This window comes from Bartonella sp. CM120XJJH, from assembly GCF_042194715.1.
Lineage (GTDB): Bacteria > Pseudomonadota > Alphaproteobacteria > Rhizobiales > Rhizobiaceae > Bartonella.
The window spans coordinates 38,037-49,166 of sequence record NZ_JBHINE010000016.1; the positions used below are offsets into that span (position 1 = coordinate 38,037).

9 protein-coding genes and 1 pseudogene are annotated in these 11,130 nt (G+C 40.5%); 1 reads left to right on the top strand and 9 read right to left on the bottom strand.

Features of this window, described 5'->3' with window-relative positions; translation table 11 throughout:
• Positions 1 to 523: 523 nt before the first annotated feature.
• From ACFIKU_RS07000 to ACFIKU_RS07020, 5 genes and pseudogenes are all read right to left on the bottom strand, one after another.
• Positions 524 to 919: a hypothetical protein gene (locus ACFIKU_RS07000; protein WP_375641774.1), complete on the bottom strand. Its 396-nt coding sequence runs from the start codon at positions 917 to 919 to the stop codon at positions 524 to 526.
• A 1,251-nt stretch (positions 920 to 2,170) separates the two neighbouring features.
• The gene (locus ACFIKU_RS07005) at positions 2,171 to 3,406 is read right to left on the bottom strand and encodes an MFS transporter (RefSeq protein WP_375657078.1); all 1,236 of its coding nucleotides are present in this window, start codon (positions 3,404 to 3,406) and stop codon (positions 2,171 to 2,173) included.
• 507 nt (positions 3,407 to 3,913) lie between these two features.
• Positions 3,914 to 4,310, bottom strand: a pseudogene (locus ACFIKU_RS07010) (type II toxin-antitoxin system VapC family toxin).
• Entirely contained in the window at positions 4,307 to 4,558 is a 252-nt protein-coding gene (locus ACFIKU_RS07015) for an AbrB/MazE/SpoVT family DNA-binding domain-containing protein (protein ID WP_375657079.1), read from the bottom strand. The pseudogene ACFIKU_RS07010 and the gene ACFIKU_RS07015 overlap by 4 nt, the downstream one beginning before the upstream one ends.
• Positions 4,559 to 4,906: 348 nt before the next feature.
• Complete coding sequence (locus ACFIKU_RS07020; protein ID WP_375657080.1) at positions 4,907 to 5,065, bottom strand: hypothetical protein; 159 nt, start codon at positions 5,063 to 5,065, stop codon at positions 4,907 to 4,909.
• Positions 5,066 to 5,695: 630 nt separating this feature from the next.
• On the opposite strand from ACFIKU_RS07020, the gene ACFIKU_RS07025 reads away from it, so the two are divergent.
• Positions 5,696 to 6,067 (top strand): helix-turn-helix domain-containing protein, encoded by a 372-nt coding sequence (locus ACFIKU_RS07025; protein ID WP_375657081.1) that lies wholly within the window; start codon positions 5,696 to 5,698, stop codon positions 6,065 to 6,067.
• Positions 6,068 to 6,472: 405 nt separating this feature from the next.
• On the opposite strand, the gene clpB is transcribed toward ACFIKU_RS07025, so the two are convergent.
• From clpB to ACFIKU_RS07045, 4 genes are all read right to left on the bottom strand, one after another.
• Positions 6,473 to 9,052 (bottom strand): ATP-dependent chaperone ClpB, encoded by a 2,580-nt coding sequence (gene clpB, locus ACFIKU_RS07030; protein ID WP_375657082.1) that lies wholly within the window; start codon positions 9,050 to 9,052, stop codon positions 6,473 to 6,475.
• A 303-nt stretch (positions 9,053 to 9,355) separates the two neighbouring features.
• On the bottom strand, positions 9,356 to 9,481 hold the full coding sequence (locus ACFIKU_RS07035; RefSeq protein WP_375657083.1) for a hypothetical protein: 126 nt from the start codon (positions 9,479 to 9,481) through the stop codon (positions 9,356 to 9,358).
• 440 nt (positions 9,482 to 9,921) lie between these two features.
• Complete coding sequence (locus ACFIKU_RS07040; RefSeq protein WP_375657084.1) at positions 9,922 to 10,200, bottom strand: hypothetical protein; 279 nt, start codon at positions 10,198 to 10,200, stop codon at positions 9,922 to 9,924.
• 214 nt (positions 10,201 to 10,414) lie between these two features.
• Entirely contained in the window at positions 10,415 to 10,537 is a 123-nt protein-coding gene (locus ACFIKU_RS07045; RefSeq protein ID WP_375657085.1) for a hypothetical protein, read from the bottom strand.
• Positions 10,538 to 11,130 lie beyond the last annotated feature (593 nt).

Here is an 11,130-nt window from a genome sequence, read left to right on the forward strand (position 1 = left end):
TGACAAAAAACACGCACAATCCACAAAGCACAAATCCTCCACGTACTTGAACTTCCACTTCACTTTTACAGATCACCATTTTTACGCTTTTACATCTTCACAGAGTACAGCCAAACGAAACGCCCAAAATACCACGCGACAATTTGATAAAAAAAACACCTTTTCAACAATCTCAAACAACAGATTTTTATAAAGAGTCATATGAATTTGATTGCTCAGATCTGACTATTAAATTGACATACGGAGCCACAGAACAGAAAGTAATTTTCTATAAGACAGAAGCGATAAAAGCGCTATATAATTGATACAGAACATGAAGAATTGCAAACAGATAAAACGACATCTTTCTTCATTACAACACTGAAATTGTAAACGAGACGACGGATAATTGTCGGCTGAATATATAATTTTCACATCTGTAAGTTTTTATTGATTAATTTAATCCCAACATTTCCCCTGAAACACATTTCTTCATTATCTACTTCTTTGAGACAAACCAGCAAAGGGGTTTCATCTATTATTTTCATCTATTATAAGTACGGAAATAATAACGGGTTACTCCAACCTCATCATAAGAAACCATAGACAGGATACCTGTCTTTATTGGCATTATTTGATAAGTCAAGATTACACCATTTTGCTGTTTATTTGGTTGATCTGTATAGATCACGTTATATCCATTCCGTCGCAAGAGATCAATAAATACGGGAGTAAAGTTGTCTCCTGTTTTATTTTTTTTCACAATAAGTGTTGTTGTAGCGGACGGTAAAGGTTTTTTAAGATTATGAACAAAATCGTTAGCAATTAATTTTATATCATCTTGCGTAATATTTGGACTGACATAACTTGATGAATAATTACTCATAGATGCACAACCAGCCACCAATACAAAAGGTAACGGAAATAAATATTTTGACATCTTAACTCCCCTATTAATTGCATTCTCTCCTGAGAAGCTCCTACATCAAAAATAAGAGCATCTTTTCTCAATCAATAGCCTTAACAACATATTTCTTTACAATCAAGCGTTCGTTAATTACTTTCTCACTTGTAAAAAAAACGCCCCCTCTCTCATAGTACTCAAATCTTATACTTAACATAAAAAATATATATGTTAAAAGTACGAAAAAACACATGTAAAGAATGTAGTATACATATACTATATGTATACTTTCTTTCATGATTTTTGTATTACATCTTATTTAAGACAGATTTATCATTAAAGAAGTACGGACATTGGATAACTTTCCACGCAATAAAAATGATATTTTTATCCCCATAACATTGAAATCATAACTTGATCGAAGAGTAATTATTGTTTGAATATTTAATCCTTTACGAGCCATTTAGATCCCGCCTTCTTCCACTATCTACCAATTTGTACCGATATTGTTTCTTTTTGGGGTCGATATTTACGCTCATCATGAGTTGTTTTATGTATTTTTGAAACAATTGTGAAGCTCTACTCCAAAGCAACGAATGAAATTTTCCAAATACCACACGACAATTTGATAAAAACAAAACACTTCACAACTTAAATTCCACAGGCAAGCTTATCCCTACCCCTTTTCATTCTTTCTCCATCCCAAAGGGGTATCTACGCCTCACACATCATCCTTCATCCCTTCGCACCAAACCACCTCTTAGACGCTCTCTTCTCTTATCCATGCGCACTCTCTCCATCCTCCATTTCTCCTTTTCTCTTCCGTCACACACTTAACAACTGCCCCCCCTCTTCCTCTACACTTTCCCTTCCATTCACAAAAACACTTCCCCCAACTCCTTCTCACCTCTCCATGCCAGATAAAAGCCCAACGTGACAAAAAACACGCACAATACATAAATCCACAAATCATCCGCATCACTTTTACAGATTCACATTTTTACGCTTTTACGTCATTACAGAACAAAGCCAAACGAAAGGTTCACCACCCCACACAGCTTTGTAAACAATAGTCTGTAAACGAACAAAGCTTTTTTCCCAGTACCTTACAGTCTTCAGACACCCCTCCTCAAACAACAGCACTTCATCAAGCTCAACAAATCAAGCCCTGCCCTCAAATATTCTAGCTCTTCACTCCCCCCTCAAAGAGCAGTATTTTTACATCATGAACAGGATAATTAACGAACCGTCTTATAAAAAAGAAACGGCATAGAAATATTAGATATATCAATGGTTGTCATCGACTGTCGTGTTAAGAGGTGTTAACTCTTTATTTTTCTTAATTTTTACAACGCCAATCATTCCCGTAGAAATAATGAAGGCAGACATCGCTAAAAAGGAGCTTAACAATCCCACGAATGCCAAAAGTCCAGCAATAAAGCCAGACATTGCTTCCGCAGAGTTCGCTAAAGTTGAAAAGGTTCCAAAACTCTTACCAAAATCTTCACAACGAGAGTATAATTGAATGGCTGAGACTAAACTAATATCCACAAAGGCACCAATAAATCCTAAAACAAATGCTAGCCCTAAAATTAGTTTTAAATAAATTTCTGCAGCTAAGGGCATAACAAACAGAATAACCCCATAAAGAAGCCAAAATACCATAAGCTTCAAAGATGTAATCTTGAATATAATTTTATGATATAACAAACCACCGACAATAGTTCCAACAGCCATGAGAGAAAAAATATAACTCACAAGGCTTTCCTCTCCACCCACAGAAAGCACAAAAGCTGGAATTAAAAATCTTAAAATAGCCCCGGTAAAGAGAATAGCAAACGACGATCCAACCAGCGTAATAAATAAATGTTTATTTTCAGTAGAAATATATTTAAGATAGGAAGCCGTTTCTCGATAAATATTTATAAAATTGAATGATTTATTCTCATTTGAATTTAAATTCATGAGATTAAATAACACGATAATAGATATAAAATAGGTAAAAAAATCAAAAATGAGTACTGCCGATTTATTGGCGAAAAAAAGCAGTAGGGAACATACCAAAGGACCAATAACAGATGCAGTTTCAATTATAATTTGAGCAACGCTATTTGCCTTTGTAAGATCCTTTATTGAAAACATCCTAGGAATAGCAGCTTGAAAACTTGGTTGAAAAATACTTCTTCCGATCGTTGTACCTATTGCTGCGAAAATAAGCACAATAATATTTGCAGTCCCTGTTATAGTGGTTATCAAAACGAATAATGAGGAAAATAATCTCACCAATTCACTTAAGATCATATTTTTCTTCAAAGAAAAATTATCCGCTAACCAACCTCCTATAGGGCCAAAAAAGAGAAAAGGGATAAATCGAAAAAAATACACAAGACCTATAAAAAAGGTGTTATCAGTTAATTCTAAGACCAGTAAAACAAAAACAACTTCATAAGCATAATCACCAACTTTAGAAATAAAGAGAGAGCAAAAAAGAGCTAATGGACTCTTTTTTAAAAATAAATTCATATCACCCACCTGATATTAAACTTTTCTACAGTTAAAGTTACACGCCTTTTAATATAATTAGTGATATGAACTTCAAAGGACCGCCCAATCAGTGTGCAAAATACCCCCGCCTAATAAAGTATCCCATACCTAATATCACCCAAAAGAGCAATGTTTTAGGACATGATTGGATAAATTTATCATAGAACAATGTCTTAACAAAAAAATCTTGAGATATTATCTAGTATCGCGGACAAACAAATAACTGTCGTTTAACAAAGAAATCCTCAGATAACACAGAATGCTTGAAAACAGAGGCTATTTAAACATTGAATACCAACACAATGTCAAAAAAGCATGACTTAACTAAATTTAAAAAACTTAAACAGAAAAAAATCAATTAAAAAACTTCAAAAAACATAGGTCATTTAAGAGAAAAATGCTATAAAGTTAAAAAAGCGAGATCGATCATTCCTATACCCCAATCATTCCTATATTAATGACAACATCACGATCTTAACTTACGTGTTAGGAAAGGAATCTTGCTGACTGCCGATTTTGGATTAACAGGTCTATTGCTAATTTATCAAATGAAACAAAGGTTTCACCGCCTAGCCAATGCCCTCATAAGATATAATTCCATCAGCAAAATCTCCACCAGCCTCAAGCATAGCAAGCCCTGCTTTAACAGCAAGTCGATTCATGACGACATTACCAGTTGCTAGCAGATCGCGTAACATTCCAGCTGCATCTTCTTTTGATACACTTGCACCTCGGCAAAGTATCCAAACAAGTTCGCATAGACAAGGTAAAGAAATAGCGATGAGAGAAGCTTCTCTTAAGATTTTACTTGCTATTTTCCCTTGCTTTTATCATCTTGTAAAACAGCGCGGGCTAGAACATTTGTATCTACAGAAATCTTCATTTTTCCCCCGCCCAACCAGAAGCAGCAATTTCGTTCATTTCTTCCACAATCAGTGTTTTTTTAACTTTTCCAGCAAATCGTCCGATAAAGCCCTCAATTGTGCTTGTAGGCTGTGCTGCTTTTATACGAAATTCACCACCTGGTAACTTATCAAAGTTGATCCGCTCACCTGGTTTAACACCAAGGTGCTGGAGTAAATCCCGCTTCAGCGTCACTTGTCCCTTTGCTGTAACAGTTAATGAAGACATAGAAAAACCCTCTTCATATAGGTATCGCTATTGAATATATATAATAATGAAAAATTCAATTACTTTCTTAAAATTGCCAAAGAGCTACAGGGCTGAGCCTAAACGTGAGGAATTGTAAAATATATTCGTTTTTATGCCGGAATATATGCCTGATTATACCCGAAAAATACGAGAACTTGAACGCCTCTCTGCCTTAAACAACGGTGCTTTATAGCATAAGAGAATGTGTTGAATTGAAGATGATCATGTTCCATCATCCATTAACCACTGACACAAGTACGATCAATACGAAAAGCTTTTAAAGCAGAAAAACACGCATCATTGAAGAAATGAGGAAAGCCGTGCATTTTACGCATCCTTCACCTTTTTCTCTTCCGTCACACACTTAACAACTGAACACCCCTCTTCCTCTAAACTTCCCCCTCCATTCACGAAAACTCTTCCCCCAATCCTCGCACCACATTCCACGCCCCCAAAAGCCCAAAGTGACCAAAAACACGCACACATACCCCCTCTCCTCTCCTTTCTCACAGGCACATTTTTACGCTTTTACACATTCACAGAACAAAAACAAACGAAACTTCCAAACCACCACTCCGCACTGCTCTGTAAACACGGGTCTGTAAACGAACAAAGCTTTTTGCTTAGTACCCTTAAACTTCAAATCCCCCTCAAACAACAGCACTTCATCAGGCTCAACAAATCAAGCCCTCTCTCCTTAAACCGCCATCCTTCATCCCTTCGCACCACCACCTCTTACCCACACTCTCCTCTTATCCATAAGGCTCAATAAATCAAGCCCTGCCATCAAATATTCTAGCTCTTCACTCCCCTTCAAAGAGCGGTGTTTTATGGCATAATATAATAGAAAATTTTTGATTTTTCTTGCTAATCTTCTGAAATTACTTTATCACTTAAAGTGTAATTTTGGTCGTCTACGCACCGATCAAGAGGGATTAAAGGTCCTAAATCCGAGCGTAAAAACAAACCCGCATTGCGGGTATCCCGGAATTCCGGGAGATTTTGCTATGTCCAGGTGCTTCTCAGCACTAAAAGCAAAAAGCTGACTCGGATTCAGTACCTTTAACTCCCGGAATACCAATGCGAGGGCGCTCGCAACCGGAGGGGGGGCTTGAAGTGCCAACTAAAAATCCACATTTTATCGACATTTTGATAGGCAAAAGAATCCGTCACAGACGCATTGCAATGGGAGTTTCTCAAAAAGAGTTAGGGAGTCATTTAGGCGTCAGTTTCCAACAAATCCAAAAATATGAAAAAGGCTTCAATCGTGTAAGCGCCAAATGTTTGCTCGAAATCGCCCAAAAACTAGAAGTTCCCATAAGCTTTTTTTATGCAGACCTTGCCACAAAAGAAGATCTTTCAACAAAAGAAACTCTCTTACACCACGATCAAGAAACATACAGCGAAAAAGAACACACCCTTTTAAAAAACTTTAGAGAGCTCCAGCCGAAAAAACAAAAAGCAATCTTGTGGTTGATTTCTGATTAAGCAAAAGCGCAACGATCAACATTATTCCATTCATACCCCCCTTAAGTCAAATTCAAACCAGCCCCCACACCCCTTCAAAAATCAATGTTTTACGGCAGATAGGATAATCAGCATTTCTCTTTAACGCTTTTACGCACAAAGCAATAAAGCAATAAAGCAATCCCGCTTGTGACTTCACTTATAACATTGCAAGAAAATAGTTTTCACTACAAACAGAAGTGAAAGAATCCTACGATATTCGAGAACACTCATTTAACATGCGAAAACACCGACCACTCCCTTTGCTTTGCAATAAAACACCGCTGTCTCATCGTGAATTTTTCTAAATCAGGCACGCCTCAAAGAGCGGTGTTTTATCACATAATAGGATTATCACCGCCCTTTATAGCGTGAATTTCTCCAAACTTAATCTTCAGGCAAAAATTCCAACCGATCGCCTTGTTTTGTAATTTTCACCGTTGTTTCATCGTGAATTTTTCCAAATAAGATGTTTTCCGCCAGTGGGTCTTGAATTTCTTTTTGGATAATCCGTTTAAGCGGACGCGCACCATAGAGGGGATCATAGCCCTTATCGGCAAGAAATTTTCTTACCTCTGGCTCAATTTGCAAAGTTATTTTGCGTTCATTGAGCAAATTTTGCAAATGTTCTATCTGAATATCGACGATCGCTTCCATATCGTGACGTTGCAGCCTTTGAAAGAGAATAATCTCATCAATACGATTTAAAAACTCCGGACGGAAAGCCGCTTTAACGACATTCATAACATCATTTTTTGCTTGGTCAACGGTTTGCCCTTCAGGCAAAGCGGTTAAAAATTCAGCACCAAGATTAGAAGTCATAATCAGCAAGGTATTGCGAAAATCGACGGTACGTCCTTGACTATCGGTCAAACGTCCCTCATCAAGCACTTGCAACAAGAGATTAAAAATATCAGGATGTGCTTTTTCAATTTCGTCGAACAGAATGACCTGGTAAGGTCTTCTACGCACAGCTTCCGTCAGCACGCCGCCTTCTTCATATCCGACATATCCAGGCGGCGCCCCAATCAGCCGCGCCCCAGCATGTTTTTCCATATATTCCGACATATCGATACGCAACATGGCATTGGAGTCTTGGAAAAGGAAAGCGGCAAGAGCTTTAGTTAATTCGGTTTTCCCCACACCAGTAGGACCCAAAAACATGAAAGAGCCAAGCGGACGATTGGGATCTTGCAACCCTGCGCGCGCACGGCGTACAGCGCGAGAAACAGCTTGAACAGCTTCACCCTGCCCAATCACACGTTTGCTAATTTCATCTTCCATACGCAAAAGCGCCTCCCGTTCTGCCTCCAGCATTCGATCAACAGGAATACCGGTCCAGCGTGAAACAATCCGTGCCACATGTTCAGCAGTGACCGTCTCTTCAACGAGATGATTTTGTTGGTCATCATTTTCAGCGATGCTCAATTGCTTTTCAAGTTCAGGAATAACGCTATAAGCAAGCTCTCCAGCGCGTTGAAATTGTCCATCACGCTGAGCAATAGCCAAAGCATTACGGGCTTCTTCGAGTTGTTTTTTCAAATCAGCAGCATGCCCTAATTTTTGTTTCTCAGCCTGCCAAGCCGTCGTCATCTCAGCGGACTGTTGTTCCAATGTTTTCAGTTCCTCCTGCACATTTTTCAAACGTTCTCTTGCTGTTGGCTCGACATCTGTTTTCAAAGCTTCCCGTTCAATCTTCAACTGTAAAATACGCCGATCAACAGCATCGAGTTCTTCCGGCTTTGAATCGACCTGCATCCGCAACCGCGCCGCCGCTTCATCAATAAGATCAATAGCTTTATCCGGCAAGAAACGATCCGTAATATAGCGGTTAGACAAGCGCGCCGCCGCAATCAAAGCACTATCTGCCAAGCGCACTTTGTGATGTTGTTCATATTTTTCTTTAATACCGCGCAAAATAGAGATAGTATCCTCTAAAGAGGGTTCCGGCACAAAGACAGGCTGGAAGCGGCGTGCAAGAGCAGCATCTTTTTCAACATATTTTCGATATTCATCGAGCGTAGTAGCCCCCACACAATGGAGCTCTCCACGTGCAAGAGCAGGCTTTAACAAGTTAGAAGCATCCATAGGCCCATCGGATTTTCCAGCCCCCACGAGATTATGCAATTCATCGATAAACAAAATGATCTGACCGTTTTCAGCTTGCACCTCTGCCAGCACCGCTTTGAGGCGCTCTTCGAATTCCCCACGATACTTTGCACCAGCGATAAGCGCTCCCATATCCAGCGCATGAAGCTGTTTATCACGCAAAGTTTCAGGCACATCACCATTAACAATGCGCAATGCCAACCCTTCCACGATAGCTGTTTTCCCCACCCCTGGTTCACCGATAAGCACAGGATTATTTTTGGTCCGCCGTGAAAGCACCTGAATAGTGCGGCGGATTTCCTCTTCCCGCCCAATAACAGGGTCAAGTTTTCCTTCACGAGCATCTTTTGTCAAATCACGAGCATATTTTTGCAAAGCATCATATTGGCTTTCGGCATGGGGGCTTGTTGCTGTTTTCCCCTTCCGCAAATCATTAATAGCCTCATTAAGCGCCTGCACTGTCAACCCTCCGCTTGTAAGAATATCAGCGGTTTTTGCGGTCTTTTCCATGATCAGCGCTTGCAACACACGCTCCACAGTCACAAATTGATCACCAGCTTTTTTCGCCAGATCTTCCGCCATGTTAAAGACTTTTGCCAAAGGCTGAGAGAGATAGAGCTGCCCATTTCCCCCTTGCACTTTAGGCAAAGCATCAAGTGCTTCGTTAAGCGCCTTTCGAATAAGAGTAAGATCACCACCCGCTTTTTGGATCAGTGATGCTGCCAATCCTTGAGAATCGTCTAATAACACTTTCAACAGATGCTCCGGCAAAAACTGCTGATGATCAGAAGAGAGTGCACCACTTTGTGCTGATTGTAAAAAACCTTGCAACCGTTCGCTATATTTTTCCAAATTCATTTTTTTTCCTTAAATCTCAAGCCACCACCGCACTTTAAATTCCCCCAATATTCCAAAAAAAGAGACATCTTCAAAGGACCAACCACACCCCACAAAACACTGCAAATGATGCCACATGAAGAAGAACCGTAGTGCTAAAAAGAATATGGGTCCTCACAAGCCCTATAGCAAGAGGGAGAGAAAGGCACACTGTCATTATTTAAATAAAAACTGCAACTCCCCTATACCCCACTCTTATCCACCCCCACCCCTTGTCCATACACACTCTCTTCACCCTCCATTCCACGCACCCCTCTCTCCCCGTCACACACTTAACCCCCCTTTTACTCCCAACGTCCCCCTCCATTCACAAAAACACTCCCCCAATCCTCTCACCACATTCCATGCCATGCCAAAAGCCCAACAAGCCCCCAAGCCTACACAACGCATAAATCCTCCACGACCTTGAACTTCCACTTACACTTTACAGATCCACATTTTTACGCTTTTACACATTCACAGAATAAAGCCAAATGAAAGTCTCACCACCTCATACCGCTTTGTAAATACTGTTCTGTAAAAACAATCCAACCTCTTATATGACCACTCTATGAAGCGTTTCTAAAAAGCCCCGACTGATTACTTCCTATAATGATCACCCACTCCTCAAACGAGCCGGGTTCACCCGACCAGACAGATAAGCCCACTCTCCTTAAACCGCCATCCTTCACGCATCTCTTTGCACCACCACCTCTTAAGACACACTCTTCTCTTATCCATACGCACTCTCTCCAACCTCCATCCCCCCATGCTCTCTTCTCCAACCAACGCGCTTAACACCCCTCTTCATCCCAACTTCCCCGCTCCATTCACAGCACTCTTTCCCCTATTTATCTGACCACATTCACAGATAAGCCCACTCTCCTTAAACCGCCATCCTTCACGCATCTCTTTGCACCACCACCTCTTAGACACACTCTTCTCTTATCCATACGCACTCTCTCCAACCTCCATCCCCCCCCATGCTCTCTTCTCCAACCAACGCGCTTAACACCCCTCTTCATCCCAACTTCCCCACTCCATTCACAGAAACTCTTCCCCCCAATCCTGCCCACCACATTCCACACCATAACAAAAGCCCAACAAGCCCCCAAGCCTACACAATGCATACATCCTCCACGTCCTTGAACTTCCCCTTACACTTTACAGATCCACATTTTTACGCTTTTACACATTCACAGAAAGAGGCAAAATGAAACTTCCAAACTACCACTCCGCATCGCTCTGTAAACACTGGTCTGCAACAATCTGATTTCTCGTCTATCAGATTCCTCTGCTGATCACTTCGTATAATTATCACCCTTCTCAAACGAGACTGTTTCATCAAACACGGCAGATAAGCCATGCCTTAAAATATTCCCCATGCTCTCTTCTCCAACCAACGCGCCTAACACCCCTCTTCATCCCAGCTTTCCCCACTCCATTCACAGAAACTCTTTCCCCCATTTATCTCACCACATTCCACACCATGACAAAAGCCCAACAAGCCCCCAAGCCTACACAATGCATAAATCCTCCACGTCCTTGAACTTCCACTTACACTTTACAGATCCACATTTTTACGCTTTTACACATTCACAGAAAGAGGCCAAATGGAAGGTTCACCACTCCGCAGTGCTCTATAAACAATGCTCTACAATTTAACTTCTTACCCAACACCCCCTATAAATTTCAGATCACCCACTCCTCAAACGAAACTGTTTCATCAGACCCAACAAGGAAATCCAGCCTAAATATTCATCACACACTCTCACAAAAAACACCTTGATAATATAAAAAACACCTTGATAAATTGATATGCCTGATATCACCCCCTATAAGTTCCCCTTCTAATCATGATTTCGGAGCCGCGTGAGAGGGACAAAACAATCCTAGGTTCTTTTGTCAAGGACGCCGTTAGGCGCCATGCAATGGTCTCCTTGACCTTAAGAACCAAGGCTTGTTAGTCCTCTCATTAAACGCGGTCTGATCTCATGATTTTGGTGAGCGTTCCGGAGAGTTTGAGAGGCGGAAAGCCTCTCATTAAAAAATAAAGTTTA

Coding starts and splice junctions, on each gene's coding strand:
- ACFIKU_RS07000 (WP_375641774.1), bottom strand. CDS start 919: ATGTCAAAATATTTATTTCCGTTACCTTTTGTATTGGTGGCTGGTTGT.
- ACFIKU_RS07005 (WP_375657078.1), bottom strand. CDS start 3,406: ATGAATTTATTTTTAAAAAAGAGTCCATTAGCTCTTTTTTGCTCTCTC.
- ACFIKU_RS07015 (WP_375657079.1), bottom strand. CDS start 4,558: ATGTCTTCATTAACTGTTACAGCAAAGGGACAAGTGACGCTGAAGCGG.
- ACFIKU_RS07020 (WP_375657080.1), bottom strand. CDS start 5,065: ATGTGTGCGTGTTTTTGGTCACTTTGGGCTTTTGGGGGCGTGGAATGT.
- clpB (WP_375657082.1), bottom strand. CDS start 9,052: ATGAATTTGGAAAAATATAGCGAACGGTTGCAAGGTTTTTTACAATCA.
- ACFIKU_RS07035 (WP_375657083.1), bottom strand. CDS start 9,481: ATGCGTTGTGTAGGCTTGGGGGCTTGTTGGGCTTTTGGCATGGCATGG.
- ACFIKU_RS07040 (WP_375657084.1), bottom strand. CDS start 10,200: ATGCATTGTGTAGGCTTGGGGGCTTGTTGGGCTTTTGTTATGGTGTGG.
- ACFIKU_RS07045 (WP_375657085.1), bottom strand. CDS start 10,537: ATGGGGGAAAGAGTTTCTGTGAATGGAGTGGGGAAAGCTGGGATGAAG.